The organism is uncultured Thiodictyon sp. (assembly GCF_903946935.1).
Lineage (GTDB): Bacteria > Pseudomonadota > Gammaproteobacteria > Chromatiales > Chromatiaceae > Thiodictyon.
The window spans coordinates 1-15,790 of the sequence record NZ_CAJAXH010000163.1; the positions used below are offsets into that span (position 1 = coordinate 1).

The 15,790-nt window shown below is 61.4% G+C and carries 15 protein-coding genes; 11 read left to right on the plus strand and 4 right to left on the minus strand.

Going from position 1 to position 15,790, the window contains the following annotated elements; all coding sequences use genetic code 11:
* Nucleotides 1–25: 25 nt before the first annotated feature.
* Nucleotides 26–820: a tetratricopeptide repeat protein gene (locus QZX93_RS14795; RefSeq protein WP_295389933.1), complete on the minus strand. Its 795-nt coding sequence runs from the start codon at nt 818–820 to the stop codon at nt 26–28.
* Between the two features lie 3 nt (nt 821–823).
* The gene (locus tag QZX93_RS14800) at nt 824–1,111 is read right to left on the minus strand and encodes a hypothetical protein (RefSeq protein ID WP_295389935.1); all 288 of its coding nucleotides are present in this window, start codon (nt 1,109–1,111) and stop codon (nt 824–826) included.
* A gap of 519 nt (nt 1,112–1,630) precedes the next feature.
* On the opposite strand from QZX93_RS14800, the gene QZX93_RS14805 reads away from it, so the two are divergent.
* From QZX93_RS14805 to QZX93_RS14855, 11 genes are all read left to right on the plus strand, one after another.
* Entirely contained in the window at nt 1,631–1,864 is a 234-nt protein-coding gene (locus tag QZX93_RS14805; protein ID WP_295389937.1) for a helix-turn-helix domain-containing protein, read from the plus strand.
* Between the two features lie 16 nt (nt 1,865–1,880).
* Nucleotides 1,881–2,351 carry a BREX-3 system P-loop-containing protein BrxF gene (brxF, locus tag QZX93_RS14810; RefSeq protein WP_295389939.1) on the plus strand — a complete coding sequence of 157 codons (471 nt, stop codon included), beginning with the start codon at nt 1,881–1,883 and terminating at the stop codon, nt 2,349–2,351.
* A gap of 22 nt (nt 2,352–2,373) precedes the next feature.
* Nucleotides 2,374–6,141, plus strand: a complete 3,768-nt coding sequence (locus QZX93_RS14815) for a DUF6079 family protein (RefSeq protein WP_295389941.1) — start codon at nt 2,374–2,376, stop codon at nt 6,139–6,141.
* A gap of 13 nt (nt 6,142–6,154) precedes the next feature.
* The gene (locus QZX93_RS14820; protein ID WP_295389943.1) at nt 6,155–7,318 is read left to right on the plus strand and encodes an AAA family ATPase; all 1,164 of its coding nucleotides are present in this window, start codon (nt 6,155–6,157) and stop codon (nt 7,316–7,318) included.
* On the plus strand, nt 7,312–8,250 hold the full coding sequence (locus QZX93_RS14825) for a DUF4276 family protein (protein WP_295389945.1): 939 nt from the start codon (nt 7,312–7,314) through the stop codon (nt 8,248–8,250). Before QZX93_RS14820 ends, QZX93_RS14825 begins: the two co-directional genes overlap by 7 nt.
* On the plus strand, nt 8,234–10,663 hold the full coding sequence (locus QZX93_RS14830; protein ID WP_295389946.1) for a DNA methyltransferase: 2,430 nt from the start codon (nt 8,234–8,236) through the stop codon (nt 10,661–10,663). The genes QZX93_RS14825 and QZX93_RS14830 overlap by 17 nt, the downstream gene beginning before the upstream one ends.
* Nucleotides 10,660–11,694, plus strand: coding sequence for an ATP/GTP-binding protein (locus QZX93_RS14835; RefSeq protein ID WP_295389948.1), 1,035 nt, complete (start codon nt 10,660–10,662; stop codon nt 11,692–11,694). Before QZX93_RS14830 ends, QZX93_RS14835 begins: the two co-directional genes overlap by 4 nt.
* The gene (locus QZX93_RS14840; protein WP_295389950.1) at nt 11,691–12,200 is read left to right on the plus strand and encodes a hypothetical protein; all 510 of its coding nucleotides are present in this window, start codon (nt 11,691–11,693) and stop codon (nt 12,198–12,200) included. Before QZX93_RS14835 ends, QZX93_RS14840 begins: the two co-directional genes overlap by 4 nt.
* Nucleotides 12,197–12,352, plus strand: coding sequence for a hypothetical protein (locus QZX93_RS14845; protein ID WP_295389952.1), 156 nt, complete (start codon nt 12,197–12,199; stop codon nt 12,350–12,352). The genes QZX93_RS14840 and QZX93_RS14845 overlap by 4 nt, the downstream gene beginning before the upstream one ends.
* A 505-nt stretch (nt 12,353–12,857) precedes the next feature.
* Entirely contained in the window at nt 12,858–14,078 is a 1,221-nt protein-coding gene (pglZ, locus tag QZX93_RS14850) for a BREX-3 system phosphatase PglZ (RefSeq protein WP_295389954.1), read from the plus strand.
* Nucleotides 14,075–14,797: a hypothetical protein gene (locus tag QZX93_RS14855; protein ID WP_295389956.1), complete on the plus strand. Its 723-nt coding sequence runs from the start codon at nt 14,075–14,077 to the stop codon at nt 14,795–14,797. Before pglZ ends, QZX93_RS14855 begins: the two co-directional genes overlap by 4 nt.
* Nucleotides 14,798–14,807: 10 nt before the next feature.
* On the opposite strand, the gene QZX93_RS14860 is transcribed toward QZX93_RS14855, so the two are convergent.
* Together QZX93_RS14860 and QZX93_RS14865 are read right to left on the minus strand one after the other, a co-directional pair.
* Nucleotides 14,808–15,173, minus strand: coding sequence for a hypothetical protein (locus tag QZX93_RS14860; protein WP_295389958.1), 366 nt, complete (start codon nt 15,171–15,173; stop codon nt 14,808–14,810).
* 55 nt (nt 15,174–15,228) lie between these two features.
* The gene (locus QZX93_RS14865) at nt 15,229–15,579 is read right to left on the minus strand and encodes a hypothetical protein (protein WP_295389960.1); all 351 of its coding nucleotides are present in this window, start codon (nt 15,577–15,579) and stop codon (nt 15,229–15,231) included.
* Nucleotides 15,580–15,790 lie beyond the last annotated feature (211 nt).

Sequence of the window (15,790 nt, forward strand, 5' to 3'; positions counted from 1 at the left end):
ATTACTGCTCTGCCGAACCTTTATATCAGAGGCTTACGCTATTTTCAGACGTTGCCATAGAGCCGTTTTCTTTTTGTGTAACCGCTCTATCCTGCTGTTTTTGAGAAACTATGCGACCTACTGAGATCCCAGAGAGCCAGAAATCTCCCGGTAGCGTCTTGAGATGATAGCGTTTGTCCGGGTCGTTGACGGCAAGCCCGGACTGGCCGAGTCGCGCAATCTCCAACACGATCTGGCCGACTTCCTGTTGCGGGAGATCGGCGAAGCGCTCCAGCGTGTTCTGCATATACATGACCGCGTCGAGGCGCGGCTTATTGGTGCCGTCGCGGTGTAGATCGCCGCTGGCGAGACGATTGAGTCCGGCAACTGCCGCATCCGCCAGCGGCGTATCGGCGAAGCGAGTCATGATCTGTTTGTAGACCTCGATCGCCTCACTTTTATGGTCGGGGCCAAGCTCCTCGAGGCATTCGCCGAGGGCCAAGCCCGCGGTGGGGTCGTCGGGTTCCGTCGCGAGCACCTGGCGGAGCAGGGGCACTGCCTCGGCATACTTTTCGAGATTGGCCAGCACAGCGGCCAGGTTTCGGGCAGCGAAGTTGTCATGGGGGGCGGCCGCGACTGCCTGACGCAGCACCTGCTCGGCCTCCTTCGACCGGCGCAGACGAGCCAATGCCACACCAAGTCCGACGCGGGCGTTGCCGTAGTTCAGGTCAATCCTCAGGCAGCGTTCGAGCGACTCGATGCACTCTTCAAACCGGCCCATCTCGCTCAGACAAATACCGCGGTTGTAGGCGATATCCGCGTCTTCCATCATCTCGTCCATGGTTTAGAGGAGCGGCAACGCTTCCTCAAGTGCGCGGTGCTGAAGCAACCCGACCACATATGCCTTCGGCTCCAAACCGCCGCGCGCCCACGCCCGCACGCGGATGATGCCGTCACTGCAAGTAACTGCTGCATCAAAGTTTTTAGTCGCATACTTGGCGGCGAAGTAGATGAGTACCGCGTTGTCGAATGCCTCACTGCCGGGCTCGCGGGCATTGCTCGGGAGTACCGACACATCGAACGACTCGTACGGAATGCAGAGAATCTCTGGGGCCTGAGGCTTGATTTTCATGAGTTAAGAATCGGGTTTAACGCGGATTGAGGGTGGCCTCGACTACCAAGGTGTAAGTGTACACCGAGACAGGGGTAGTCTGGCGGCGGCGGCGGCCCTGGCGATCCGGGCAGAGGTATTGGACGCCGGCCCCTGCCCAGGTTCTTGCCGGGCAGTCTGAAGCGGCGATCAGGGCGCGGTTGATCGCGACCTTAGGCACAGCGTAAGGGAGGGTTAGACAATAGCCGAGCGTGACCGTCAGCGAACGGTCAGATGTGGATGTGGCGGTGTAGGCAGGGCCTGCGAGGCCTTGGAGCCGCCCGACTCGCGCGAGTTCGACCGCCGGGCCTTGTGGTGCAGGGAGCCAGGTTGAGCCTCGCCGCGGTCAGACCCCGGGGTCCTGGACATCCTGATGGCCGCGCCATCGGTACGTCTCGAACCCTGTGTCGTCACGACCCTGCAACTCTGACGAGATAGATGTTGTGCGTTCGGAAAACTTTGCACTATCCTGTCGTGTAATGTCCTAATTTGGTCTCCCTGATGTCCACAACCCTCAGTGACGGCGAGATCCTCACGATCAAATACGTGGCGGAGTATTTGAAGGTGACCGATCGAACCCTCTACCGCCTCGCCGGGGCCAAGACGATCCCCGCCTTCAAGATAGGTGGAACCTGGCGCTTCTCTCGCGCAGACCTGGACGCATGGATCAGGCGCCAGAGCGACGAGTCCCAGGACTACGATGGACCCGACCACACGACCGGCCCCAGCGAGTAAGGGAACCACTGGAACAATGCTCGCGCGCCTGCAACGGCTGGTCGACGATCTCGCCGCCCTGCACAGCCAGTTGATCCTGCTCGTGGGGCCGCCCGGGAGCGGGAAGACCGCCCTGCTGCGGGCGTTCGGCGGCCACGCCGGGGCAGAGCCCCTGAATTTGGGCGCGGAACTGGGCCGGCGGCTCACCGCGGTACCGCACCGCGAGCGCCAACTCCAAGTGGGCAGCCTCCTGCGTGAGATCGCAAAGCCCCACGCCTGCGGCAATCTGCTGCTGATCGACAACATCGAACTGCTGTTCGATGCCTCGCTTGCCCTCAACCCCCTCGACCTGCTCAAGCGCCAAGCTCAGGCCTGGCGGGTCGTCGCGGTCTGGCCGGCCGCACTACGGCACAGTGGCAACGGGCCGCGTCTGACCTACGCGGAGATGGGGCACACGGAATATCGCGACTACGGCCTCGACGGCGTGGTCACTCTGGATATCAAATAATAAAATCAGGGGAAGGGAGCGTATGCGCTACGGGGACCTCATCCAATTCGAGCCGATCGAGTCAATCATTCAACTGCTCGACGCCAACCGCCCCGACGAGGGCCAGAAACTCGTCTCGACCTATGTCATTTCCGACGACATGGCCGAGCGCATCGCCGGGGGCATGATCCCGCAGCTCTCCTTCGACGAGTCCGTCGACCACAAAGGCGTGCTCGTCGTCGGCAACTACGGTACCGGCAAGTCACACCTGATGTCGGTGCTCTCGCTGGTCGCGGAAGATGCCAGCTATCTGCCGATGCTGCGCCACCCCAAGGTCGCCGAGGCGGCCGGCGCGATTGCTGGCCGATTCCAGGTCCACCGCACCGAGGTTGTAAGCGTACTGTCGCTGCGCCAGATCGTGACCGGCGAGTTGGAGTCACTGCTGAGGCGGATCGGCGTGGACTACCGATTCCCGTCCGCCGACCTTGTAGTCAACAACAAGGCCGCCTTCGAGGCGATGATGGCCGCCTTCGACGAGGTCTATCCGGGCCAGGGCGTCCTGCTGGTGGTCGACGAATTCCTGGAGTATCTGCGCTCACGCAAGGACCACGACCTGGTGCTCGATCTGTCCTTCCTGCGCGAGATCGGCGAGGTCTGCAAGCACCTGCGCTTCCGCTTCGTGGCCGGCGTCCAGGAGGCCGTCTTCGACAGCAGCCGCTTCGAGCATGTCGCCGACAGCCTGCGACGGGTCAAAGACCGGTTCACCCAAGTGCTGCTCGCCCGAGCGGATGTGAGCTTCGTGGTCGCGGAGCGGCTGCTGAAGAAGTCCGCCGACCAACAGGACAAGATTCGCACCTATCTGATGCCCTTCGCCCGCTGCTACGGCAGCATGAACGAGCGGATGGACGACTACGTCCGCCTGTTCCCCGTGCATCCCGACTACATCGGCACCTTCGAGCGTCTGATCTTTGCCGAAAAGCGCGGCGCGCTCGTCACCATCCGGGATCAGATCCAAGCCATGCTGGCGACTGAAGTCCCCACCGACCGGCCCGGACTGCTCGGGTATGACCGCTTTTGGGACACGGTCACGGCCAATTCGGTGCTGCGCGCGGACCCCGCCATTGGTCCCGTGGTCAAGGTCTCCGAGGTGCTGTCCGGACGGGTCCAACAAGCCTTTACCCGCCCGGCCTACCGACCGATGGCCCTACGCCTGATCGCTGCCCTTTCGGTGCACCGACTGACCACCGGCGGTGACATCTATGTCCCTATCGGACCAACGGCCGAGGAACTGCGCGATACCCTGTGTCTGTACCACCCTGGCATTGAGGACATGGGCGGCGACCCGGCAGCCGATCTGCTCTCGCTGGTCCAGACGGTGCTCCGCGAGACCGGCAAGACCGTCAACGGTCAGTTCATCTCCAAGGCCCCAGGTACCGATCAGTATTACCTGGATCTCAAGAAAGACATCGACTACGACGCGCAGATCGAAAAGCGCGCCGATGCCCTCTCCGACGATGCGCTGGATCGCGCCTACTTCAGCGCGGTTCGCCAGCTCATGGAGCGCACCTTTGATCCCACCTACGTCTCCGGATTCCAGATCTGGCAGTACCAGATCGAATGGCAGGAGCGCCGGGTCGAGCGCGTCGGTTATCTCTTTTTCGGCGCCCCCAACGACCGCCCCACGGCCCAGCCGCCGCGGGACTTCTACATCTACTTCATCCAGCCCTTCGACCCGCCGCGCTTTCGCGATGAGTGCCTGCCGGACGAGGTATTCATCCGCCTCAAGTCCAAGGGTATTGATGAAGACATCAAGCACCACCTGTCCACTTACGCCGCGGCTCTGGATCTGGCCTCTACGGCCAGCGGTAACCCCAAGACCATCTATCTCGGAAAGAGCCAGGACGCACTGAAGGCCATGAGCAAGTGGCTACAGGAAAAGCAGATGACCGCCCTGGAAGTCACCCACGGGGGCAAGACCAAGCCCCTCCAGGACTGGGTACGCGGTGTCTCAATGCGCGACAAGGCCCGCCTGGGGGCCGATGATCGCATCAACTTTCGCGATATCGTCAATGTGGTCTCTGGGCTCGCACTCGGCCCACATTTTGCCGACCTCGCCCCCGAATATCCCACCTTCTCGCTGCTCGTGACCGAGGCCAACCGCAAGCAACTCATCGTGAGTGCGTTGCGGTGGCTGGCTGGCGGCCAGCGCACCAAAGATGCCTTGGCGATCCTCGACGCACTGGCGATGCTCGACGGCGACCGCATCGACGCTGGCCGCTCCCCCTATGCCCAGGAGGTGCTGACCCGCCTCAAGGCCAAGGGTCACGGCCAAGTGCTCAACCGCGGCGAGCTGCTGACCGGGGCCTACGACGGCGAGCACTTCGCCCCCACCCGTTTCCGCCTGGAGTCGGACCTGTTCGCGGTCGTGCTGGGTACCCTGGTCTACAGTGGCAACTGCGTGCTCGCCATCACCGGCGACAAGATCGACTCCGGGAAACTTGCCCAACTGGCGGAACACTCGCTGGACGAGTTGAAGGCGTTCAAGCACATCGAGGCACCCAAAGAACTTGACGTGGATGTCCTGCGGGCACTGTTCGAGCTGCTCGGCCTGTCACCCGGCTTGGCTCAACTGGCGACCCAAGGCTCAGAGGAGCCCATCAAACAGTTGCAGGAGGCCGTCGGCGCGCTGGTACAACGCGGCCTCAAGGCGACCACCGATATGCAGGGACGGCTCGCCTTCTGGGGTCAATCACTGCTGCGCGATGAGGAGCTCCGCGATTGGCGCACCCGACTCGACACGCTCAAGACCTTTACCGAAGCCCTCTCACCCTACAATACCGTCGGCAAGCTCAAGAACCTACGCATCGGCTTAGAAGAGATCACCGCCCAGAAGCCGAACCTGGATGTCCTGTCCGCCTGCGAGGCCCTGCTGGCACTGGTCGCTGAACTGGGTCCCACGGCCGCCTATCTGTCCCAGGCCGAGATCGTCTTACCGAGCGATCACCCCTGGATACCGCAGGCCCAGACCGGCCGGACCGCCGCCGTGGCCAAGTTCAGCGGCGTCCGCGGTGTGATCCCAGGTGTAATCACGGCAGGCAGCACCAGCGCTGCAATCGCCGCCGACTGCCGCCAAGCGCTGGCAAAGTTGAAGAAGGACTATGTCAACGCCTATATCGCGAGCCACAGCAAGGCGCGCCTGGGTGTTGCGGAAGACAAGACCAAGGCCGCCCTGCGCAAGGACACCCGGCTGGTCGCCCTGCGCGCCTTGGCGGGTATCTCACTGATGCCGACCAGCCAGCTCGCCGCCTTCGAGGAGCGGTTGGCGAATCTCAAAAGCTGTTACCAGCTAACCGACACCGAGTTGGTCGCAAGCCCAATCTGCCCCCATTGCAGCTTCAAGCCGGCCAACGAATCGCTTGCCCTCGGTGCCGCCGCCAACGCCCTCACCAAGCTCGACGACGACCTGGACCGTCTGCGTACCGCCTGGCAACAGACCCTGTTGGACAACCTGGACGACCCGATCATTCAGGCCAACTTCACCCTGCTCAAGCCGGCCGACCGCCACACCATTGAGGCGTTTCTCGACGCCCAAGCCCTACCGGAGCCGATCCCCCCGGGATTCGTGTCCGCCGTCCAAGAGGCCCTGTCGGGGCTGGAGCCAGTCACCGTCACCTTAGATGCCATCAAGCAAGCGCTACTCGCGGGCGGCTCGCCGGCCACGCCGGACGAGCTACGCAAGCGCTTCGAGACCTTCATCAATGACCGCTGCAAGGGCAAGGACGCCGGCAAGCTGCGGTTTGTCGTCGAGTAACCGGGACCACCCAATGTTGATCCATTCCATCAAACTCAATCGCTTTCTGAGCTATGGCCCGACCTCCGAAGCGATACCCTTGAACGCCTTGAATCTGATCATCGGTACCAATGGTTCGGGCAAGTCCAACCTGCTGTCGGCAATCGACCTGATACGCGGGGCACCCACGGACCTACCGACCCCGATCAGCGACGGCGGCGGTGTGCGTGACTGGCTATGGAAAGGTGACGAGGGAACAGCAACCGCTGCCGTAGAAGTCGTTGTCTCTAACCCGAGAGGCCCGACCAATCTGCGGTACGGGCTCTCGTTTACCGAAGTTGGCCAGCGGTTTCAGTTGACCGGAGAGCACATAGAGAACGAGCATCCCGACTCCGGACACCAGCAGCCCATTTTCTACTATCGATTCCAGGGCGGCCGCGGCGTCCTCAACGTCAAGGGAAAGAAGCGCTCGCTACAGCATGAGGATATCGATTCCAACCAATCGATTCTTTCCCAGCGTCGGGACCCCGACCAATACCCGGAGATTACTTATCTCGCGCAGGCACTGAGCAAGATTCGCCTTTATCGCGACTCCAGTTTCGGGCCGGTGACGGCGCTGCGTCGGCCGCAGAAGGCCGACCTACCCAACGATGCATTGGCAGCCGATGCTGCCAACTTGGGATTGGTATTGAACCGTTTGCGTCGCGAGCCCAGCGTCAAAGAACGGACGCTCAAGGCACTGCGTACCCTCTACGAAGGGATTGATGACTACGATGTCCAGGTCGAGGGCGGAACCGTTCAAGTGTTCATTCAGGAAGGCCGCTTCATCGTTCCGGCAACCCGCCTCTCGGACGGGACCCTGCGCTACCTCTGCCTGCTCGCCATCCTTTGTCACCCCAAACCGCCCCCCGTGGTCTGCATTGAGGAGCCCGAGCTTGGCCTGCACCCCGACATCCTGCCCACGGTCGCCGAACTGCTAAAAGAGGCGTCCGAGCGCTGCCAGCTCATCGTCACCACCCACTCCGATGTGTTGGTGAACTGCATGCACGATGAACCGGAGAACGTCCTGGTCGCCGAGAAGGACGAAAATGGCACCAGACTGAACAGGCTGAAGGCGGACGAACTGAAACCTTGGCTCGAGAAATACCGTCTCGGTGAGTTGTGGATGAGCGGCGATCTTGGAGGGACACGATGGTAGCAATCACCGTCTTTGTCGAAGGTGGCGGCGACACCAACGATCTGCGTACGGCCTGCCGTCGGGCGTTCAAAACATTCCTGACCGAAGCCGGCGTGACGGGTCCACATACAATCAACGCCCGGGGCAGTCGGGGCAAGGCTTACGAGTCTTTCTGTATTGCGATTGCGCAAGGCGTGCCGGCATTGCTGCTCGTGGATAGCGAAGCCCTGGTGTCAGCCGCGCACCAATCCGGCGAGGACAAGAGCCAATGGAAGCCTTGGGAGCATCTGCGCCAGCGTGACAACTGGAGCAAGCCGAAAGGCGCGACAGATACAGACTGCCACCTCATGGTCGTTTGCATGGAAAGCTGGCTCATCGCGGATCGGCAGCGGCTTCAGGCATTCTTTGGTCAAGGCTTCAAACTCAATGCCCTCCCAAAGCAATCGCGATCCATCGAAGGCATCGACAAGGAAGCGCTGTATAAGAGCCTCAAGACCGCCACTGCCCACTGCAAGACCAAGACTGAATATGGCAAGGGCGAGCACTCGTTCACGCTCTTGCGCTCGATCGACCCGGTCAAAGTCACCGGCGCTTCCCGGTGGGCGGAGCGTTTTATCGACGAGCTTAAGCGTCGCATGGGGATTTTGTCGGGACCAAGTGAGGAGCAAGTCGTCACCTGGTCCCAACTGACAGCAGACCAACAGGGACTCCTGACCAAGATGACCGCAGCGCACGCTATCACCGAACTCATGGATTTGACCGCCGCATCCGTCAAGCGCACCGAGTTCCGTGATCAGTGCTTGACGCCCCTGCTGGAGCAAGGGCTTGTGACCATGACCATTCCAGACAAACCGCAAAGCAGCAAGCAGCGCTACCGCCTGACCGAGCGTGGGAGCGCCTTGCTCGCCGGGCAGCAAACCAAGGACAAGATGCCCCATGAACGACCTGTTTGATGGCCAGAGTGCCGCGGCCGCCGGTCCCGTCGACTGCCTGGGCCAGACCTTTCCGAGCGACGCGGCGCGCCGCGAGCACTTCCTGGGGCTCTTGCGAGAGCGGTTACAAGACCCGGAGTTCCGTAAGATCGAAGGGTTTCCAGTCGGTACGGACGCGGACATTCTGGCCATGTCAGACCCACCTTACTACACCGCTTGCCCCAATCCCTTTATTGAGGCATTCGTTACGCACGACGGCCGACCCTATGACCCTGAGCTTGCGTATCGCCGGGAGCCGATGACCATCGATGTCTCGGTGGGCAAGACAGACCCGCTCTACAAGGCCCACGGCTACCATACCAAGGTGCCGCACCTGGCCATCGTCCCGTCCATCCTGCACTACACCGAGCCCGGGGACCTGGTGCTGGACGGCTTTGCCGGCTCTGGCATGACCGGGGTTGCCGCTCAATGGTGCGGGGCCGCGCCGGCCGCCTATCGGCACCAGTTGGAGGGCGAATGGAAGCGCCAAGGCAAGGAACCGCCCCGCTGGGGTGCGCGCCGGGTCATCCTGAACGACCTCTCTCCGGCCGCCACCTTCATCGCCGCCAACTACAACCTGCCGTTCGACGTGGGCGCCTTCGCCGCTGCCGGTCGAAAACTACTCAAAGAGCTGGAGCAGGAACTTGGCTGGATGTACGAGACCCTGCATACCGACGGCAAGACCAAGGGGCGGATCGACTATACCGTCTGGAGCGAGGTCTTCGCCTGCCCCGAGTGCGCGGGACAGATTGATTTCGTCGCTGAGGCACTGGATGCCGAGACCAAGCGCGTGCGGGATAGCTTTCCCTGCCCGTACTGCGGGGTCGATTTGAATAAGGATCGCCTGGAGCGCGTCCTTGAATCGCGGATCGATCCGGCGACCGGCGAGCCCTGGCAGCGGGTCAAATTTCGGCCGGCGCTGATCTCCTATGTCGCCGCGGGACTGCGCCGGGAAAAACGGCCGGATGCGCACGACCTGGGCGTACTGGAGCGGATCGAGGCCCTGCCGCTGCCCCCTGAAATGCCGACGGCGCGGTTTCCTATTGAGGCGATGTATCACGGCTCGCGAATTGCACCCAAGGGATTCTTGCACACGCATCATTTTTTTCTCCCGCGTGCCGGGCAGGCGCTTGCCGTACTCTGGAAGAAAGCGAAGGAGCATCCTGACGAGTGGCACCGGGTCTTCACCGATGCCGCACCCGAGGCCATCATCGACCGCTTCAAGCACAAGGCCCTGCCCGAATATCAGCACCTGATGCAACGCTGCTTTGCCGAGTATTATCGGGTGCTGAAACCCGGCCGTTGGATGACGGTGGTCTTCTCCAACAGTAAGGCCGCTGTCTGGAACGCGATCCAGGTTGCGCTGCAGCAGGCGGGCTTCGTGGTGGCGGAGGTCACGGCCCTGGACAAGCTGCAGGGCAGCTATCGCCAGGTCACGTCAGCGACGGCGATGAAGCAGGACCTGGTGATCTCGGCCTATAAACCGAATGGTGGCCTCGAGGATCGCTTCAAGCGCAACGGCGCCACGCTGGATTCTGCCTGGGACTTTGTACGGACCCATCTGCGGCAATTGCCCGCGGTCAAGGTCACTCAGGGCGATTTTCAGGAACTGGTGAACAACGTCGAGCGCGACCCGCGCCGCATCAAGGACCGTATGGATGCCTGGTTCATTCGGCATGACGCGCCGGTGCCCCTATCCAGCCCCGAGTTCATTGCGGAACTGGCCGCGCGTTTCGAGATGGTCGATGGGATGGCGTTCCTGCCGGAGCAACGCGTGGAATACGAGAAGGCGCGGGCACGGATTCCCCAGGCGCGGCAAGCCGAGCTATTCATCTCGGACGAGCGCAGCGCCATCGATTGGCTGACCCAGTTCTTGGGCAAGCGCCCATCGACCCGTTCGGAGATCCTGCCCGAATACATGCCGCAGATCGGCGCCGCCAAGAAGAAGGGCGAGATCATCCCGGAGTTGGGCCAACTGCTGGATGACAGCTTCCTGTGCTACGACGGCGCGGGCGAGGTCCCGAGCCAAATCCACAGCTATCTCTCGACCAACCACAAGGACCTGCGCGGTCTCGCCAAGGACCACCCGGCCTTGGTCGCCAAGGCGCAAGACCGCTGGTATGTACCCGACCCGAACAAGGCCCAAGACAAGGAGAAGAAGCGCGAGAAGGCGCTGCAGAAGGAGTTCGCAACCTACCAGGCGCACACCGGCCGGCGCTTGAAGGAATTCCGGCTGGAGGTCCTGCGCGCCGGCTTCAAGGCCGCCTGGGCGGCCAAGGACTACCGGGCCATCGTCGCCATCGCCGCGAAGATCCCCGAAGAGGCCCTGCAAGAAGACGAGAAGCTGCTGCTGTGGTATGACCAGGCGCTGACCCGGATGGAGAGTGGATCGTGAGCAAGCTGACGCAAATCGAACTAACAAATTTCACCGCGTTTGAGTCGCTGAATGAGCGCTTCTCCCCCGGGGTGAATGTCATGATTGGTGTCAACGGCACCGGCAAGACCCACCTGTTAAAGATTCTCTATGCCGCATGTGCGGTTACCTCGGGTGAAGACAAGGAAACGGGATTTGCGCATAAGTTGCTTGGCGTTTTCAAACCATACGAAGGGCGCATCGCACGCCTCATTCGCAGAAGGCAGGGGCTCACGGCTGCCAGTGTCGCGGTGCGGCGAGACGATCAACGTGAAATTAAGGTTTCCTTCGGGAATCGCAGCGGTGACGTCAACGAAGTGCATGTCGAAGGCGAGCTCGATTGGCAAGCCACGGGATGGGAAGCCGCTTACATTCCCGTGAAGGAAATGTTGGCCCAGGCTCCTGGCTTCTTGTCCACCGTGGCTAAGCGCGAGATTGCGTTTGAGGAAGTCTATCCTGACATCATAAAACGGGCTTATCTTCCCAAACTGAGGGGCACGCCGGACGAAGGTCGCGCCCGCATGTTGACGGTACTGCAAACGATAATGGAAGGCAAGGTGATACTGAAGGGAGAGACCTTTTTCCTTAAGAACAGCCACGGCGAGTTGGAGTTCATGCTGTTGGCGGAAGGCTCACGTAAACTGGCATTGCTCTGGCTGCTCATACAGAACGGTACCCTGCTGTCCGGCTCGGTGCTCTTCTGGGATGAGCCTGAAGCCAATCTCAATCCGTCGCTGATCGGCGAAGTCGTTGAGATTATCCTAGGGCTTCAGCGTCTCGGCGTACAGGTGTTCCTGACGACACACAACTATGTCTTGCTAAAGGAGTTCGACCTGCGCAAGAACAGCAGGGACGCGCTACGTTACATCTCACTGTTCCGGGATGAGTCTGGCGCCGTGGCGGCAAACGCCAGTGAAGGCTACAGCGCAATTGAGCCGAACGCAATTCTGGGAACCTTCAGCGATCTTTATGACCGGCAACTCACGCGTAGCCTTGGTGGGCTAAAGGCATGACGGTGCTCGCAGATGACGCCCTGCAGATCGCTCTCCCGCCGGGAGCCGTTGGCCGTAAGTTCGACGACGCCGCAGTGCATGGGCTCAGCCATTGTATGAAGGCGGTCGATTTCATCGTGGAGCTTGACGACCGCTTGTTGTTCATCGAATTCAAAGACCCCGACCACCCAATGGCCAACGCGAAAGAGCGGGGTCGATTCATCCGCAAATTGCTTGCCGGACAAATGGACGGCGATCTCAAGACGAAGTTTCGGGACTCGTTCCTGTACGAATGGGCATCTGGCCGCGTCGACAAGCCAATCTATTATTTGGTCCTCATCGGCGCGGCCGAACTTTCGGATGCTGAACTGTTGGCACGCAGCGACGCGCTGGAAGGCCAGCTACCGGTCCTGGGGCCGCACAATACACCCTGGGCAAGACCCTTCATCGCCGGCTGTGCCGTGATGAATCTCGCCGCCTGGAATGCGACTTTACCGCAGTTTCCGGCAAGCCGGATCAGTGCATGAACAGCTGGGCCGTCGGCGACTGGGTGCGCCACGCCCGCCACACCACCCCCTGCCGGGTCGTCGACCGGCAGACCGTCTGGGGTGAGACGGTCTTTCGCGTGTGGCTCCCGAGAAAACGTGTTCGCCGCGCAGACGTTGGAGTCACGGCATGAGCGCTTGGGTCGATCGCATCCTCGGCGAGTTTCCGCCCGACCTGGCCCGTTTCTGGATCGCCGCGGACCCCGACGCGGTGCTGCTGGACGAGCGGATACTGGCCGGGTTGCGCGCCCGGGGGTTTGAGGTGCTGCCCTTCGGGGACCCGATGGCCTTTCGGGCCGAGTACGAGGAACGCTACCGGGCCGCGTGGGACCGCGATGAAGCGTGTTCGGGCAAGGCCCTGGTGTTGCATCACGGCGGCGCCGATCCGGGTTCGCTGCCTTGGGATTATCTGCGTCAGGCACGCACGGTTCACCTGAGCCTGGCGAACCTGTTTCCGCGCTTGAGCTATAGCGTGGTCAGGCAGATCGCCGCGGAGCATCTGGACGCGCTGTTTAACGCGCACACCAGGCACGCATTCCAGTTACTCGGTGAGGCGGCGACCAAAGACTTCATCCTGACCCATGTGTTCCGCCTCGCCCCGCATCTGATCACCCGCGTGGACGACCTCTGGTCGATTCGATGTTCCTGGACGGGACCCTTCACCCGCTGGCCGTGCAGCACCTGCCCGCCGACCTGCCGGCCAATGTCGCGAAAAGTATCGCGGTCGGGATCGTCAAGGACCCAGCGGCACTGCGCAACCTGGTCGTGGACGGCCTACAAGCCCTGGTCGAGACGCTGCCGAGCACGGACGCCACGCACCGGGACTGGGGGACCTTTGCGCGACGCTTCGGCGAGGCCATCGCCCGCTTTCATAGCCTCGATACGGCCCACGCCAAGGGGCTCCTGGCAGACGTCGTGCAGCTGCAGCGTTTGACGGATGAACGTCTGCTGGCCTGGGTACACGGGCATTACGCCGATCTGCCGTCGCTGTCGGCGGCGAATGGACCGGTGATGGTGCACCAGGTCCCGCGCTTTCTGGCCTTGCGCCGCGACGCCGGTGAGGCCCGTGTGGCGCTGCTGGTGTTCGACGGATTGGCCCTGGACCAGTGGGTACAGATCCGCGAGGCGGTCACGGCGCGGACACCGCGGTTCGCGTTCGCGGAAGGCGCCTGCTTCGCCTGGCTCCCGACCTTAACCGCCGTCTCCCGTCAGGCCCTGTTCGCCGGGCTGCGGCCCCGGGAATTTGCGGACTCGCTCACGACCACCCACCGGGAGCCGGCCTTGTGGTCCTGCTTTTGGCAGGACCAGGGATTGCGCCCCAGCGAGGTGCTTTATCGCAAGGGCCTACGCCGTGCCGACCAGCTCGACGAGTTGGCAGTCGCTTTGGCGAACCCAGTGATCAAGGTGGCGGGGATCGTCGTCGATACCATTGATGAGATCGTGCATGGGGCCATCCTGGGCAAGCGGGGGATCGCGAGCCAAGTCGCGAGCTGGTGCGAGTCAGGCGCGGTCGATGGCTTGTTTGCGCTATTGCTCGATCATGGCTTCCATGTCTATTTGACCGCCGACCATGGCAATTGCGAGGCCGTCGGCGTCGGCCGACCGAATCAGGGTGTAATCGCTGAGACCCGCGGCGAACGGGTGCGGGTCTACCGTAACGCCCTGTCACGGGCGGAGTCCGCGGGGCTGTTTCCGGGAACCGTCAGCCTTGAGTTGCCGGCCCTGCCGGCGGACTTCCTGCCATTGTTCGCCGCTGGCCGGAACGCCTTCGTCCCGCCGGGTGAAACGCTGGTGTCGCACGGCGGCTGCTCGGTTGAAGAGCTGATCGTCCCCTTCGTGAAAGTGAGTGACACGCGTTGAACAATCCCCAGGCCACCGCGCCCCGGATCGGCTTCGATCGATTCATCCCGCTCGACTGGGCGACGTGCGCACTCAAGGTGCGCGGCGGGGTCCAGGACCCGGAAGCGATCGAGACGCTGTTGGATGCCGCCGGATTCGGGATGCCCTCCAAGACCAAGGCCCGCAGCGTCCTGCGAGGACTGTGGCTGGACCCGCGCCCCGAACTAGCCGCCTTTGCCGAGCGGGGCGTTGCCATTTTTAAGGAGTCCCACGAAGTGCCCGCTGCGGCCCTGTGTTGGGGGATGGCCATCGCCGTCTATCCCTTCTTCGGCAAGGTCGCTGAATTGGTGGGCCGTCTAACGACGATGCAGGGCGACTGCACTGCCGCCGAGATTCATCGCCGCCTGGCCGAGACCTACGGCGAGGGCGAAGTCACCCGGCGCGCCGCCAACCGGGTACTCCAGACCCAGGCCAGTTGGTGTACCTGCGAGCGGGTCGACAAGGGCCGGCGCGTGATCCGCAACCCGGCAACGGTCATCACCAATGAGGCGCTGATCGCCTGGCTCATTGAGGCCGCAATCCGCTACACCGGCCGCGCCATCAGCGTCCCCGGGCTCCAGTCCGCGGCCGTACTCTACCCGTTCCGGTTAGACCACTCGCTCGCCCTCGTGGTGTCCCGTAGCCCAACCCTCGAACTACGATCCGAGGGGGCAAGCTCACAGCTTGTTATGCTCCAGTAACTGTAGGCGATTATTTTCGGATGCTGATGAGTATCTTCTCGTTATTGAATCCTTTTTCTTCTGCGAGAAAGAGAAAAAACTTCCGAACCGCAGTTTTAACTTCACTCTCTGTGGCATCCGCTATTTTACTTCCATACCATCGCCGGAAGCGGCTGTTGACCATGCCAACCGTGAGATCGTCAAGACATCTTACACCGCAGTCGAAGCACAAAAAATCCGTAAGGCAGCTAATAATAACAATATGCTTATTAACCGTTCTCTTCGATAACTTTTCAGACAGCCGCGCTTCAAAGTCTTTTCTGAGTGCGATAAAATATTGACGGCATTCAGAACAATCGCCTAATTCAGTCAAGTCGAGGTGTTCAAGTAATTTCATACTTTATGTATCGATGGCTGTGTCACTGCATTTAAGCGTGCATGACCGCTGTATCTTATTGCGCGGAGTCGCCTGCGCGCTTCAGCTTTTCTAACTGTGCGAAATGCTGCTGAAGTTTCTTGATGGCACTTTCTTTCAATGCTGGCTTCATTTTGAAGAAGTACAGTGAACCGAAAGCGACGATAGAATCATGACTGTCGGGAAAAACGAGCTTGAGGTCTTGAGCAATCGTTTCTTCCGTATCCGCTCCAGTCACCAGTCTTAACCACAGCATTTGCGAGATGGCAAACCCCACTGTTTTCTGATGCTCGGTGATACAGGCGTGCATCATCGGCCAGGAGAACTTACTGTAAAGTTCAGCGATTCTCTTTTGTGTCAACGCGCGATCAGGTTTAACTACTGACATGGATCTCTCCTAAAATGAACAATAGCGCAATACGGACGGTCAAAATTCAATCGGTTTTACATTCACGTAACCCCGCTGCCGGCGCCGCCTCTCAATCTGCGCCAACCGCTTCACCCCCTCTGCCTCCGACGCCACCAAGGCCCGCCGCACCTGTCCCCGGTGAGACTCCAGCCCGCCCCAGGCGGTGATCAGCGACCAGTCGCCGAGCAGA

Excerpts from the sequence above, each read along its gene's own strand:
- QZX93_RS14795 (WP_295389933.1), bottom strand. The coding sequence starts at position 820 with ATGGACGAGATGATGGAAGACGCGGATATCGCCTACAACCGCGGTATT.
- QZX93_RS14800 (WP_295389935.1), bottom strand. The coding sequence starts at position 1,111 with ATGAAAATCAAGCCTCAGGCCCCAGAGATTCTCTGCATTCCGTACGAG.
- QZX93_RS14805 (WP_295389937.1), top strand. The coding sequence starts at position 1,631 with ATGTCCACAACCCTCAGTGACGGCGAGATCCTCACGATCAAATACGTG.
- brxF (WP_295389939.1), top strand. The coding sequence starts at position 1,881 with ATGCTCGCGCGCCTGCAACGGCTGGTCGACGATCTCGCCGCCCTGCAC.
- QZX93_RS14815 (WP_295389941.1), top strand. The coding sequence starts at position 2,374 with ATGCGCTACGGGGACCTCATCCAATTCGAGCCGATCGAGTCAATCATT.
- QZX93_RS14820 (WP_295389943.1), top strand. The coding sequence starts at position 6,155 with ATGTTGATCCATTCCATCAAACTCAATCGCTTTCTGAGCTATGGCCCG.
- QZX93_RS14825 (WP_295389945.1), top strand. The coding sequence starts at position 7,312 with ATGGTAGCAATCACCGTCTTTGTCGAAGGTGGCGGCGACACCAACGAT.
- QZX93_RS14830 (WP_295389946.1), top strand. The coding sequence starts at position 8,234 with ATGAACGACCTGTTTGATGGCCAGAGTGCCGCGGCCGCCGGTCCCGTC.
- QZX93_RS14840 (WP_295389950.1), top strand. The coding sequence starts at position 11,691 with ATGACGGTGCTCGCAGATGACGCCCTGCAGATCGCTCTCCCGCCGGGA.
- QZX93_RS14845 (WP_295389952.1), top strand. The coding sequence starts at position 12,197 with ATGAACAGCTGGGCCGTCGGCGACTGGGTGCGCCACGCCCGCCACACC.
- pglZ (WP_295389954.1), top strand. The coding sequence starts at position 12,858 with ATGTTCCTGGACGGGACCCTTCACCCGCTGGCCGTGCAGCACCTGCCC.
- QZX93_RS14860 (WP_295389958.1), bottom strand. The coding sequence starts at position 15,173 with ATGAAATTACTTGAACACCTCGACTTGACTGAATTAGGCGATTGTTCT.
- QZX93_RS14865 (WP_295389960.1), bottom strand. The coding sequence starts at position 15,579 with ATGTCAGTAGTTAAACCTGATCGCGCGTTGACACAAAAGAGAATCGCT.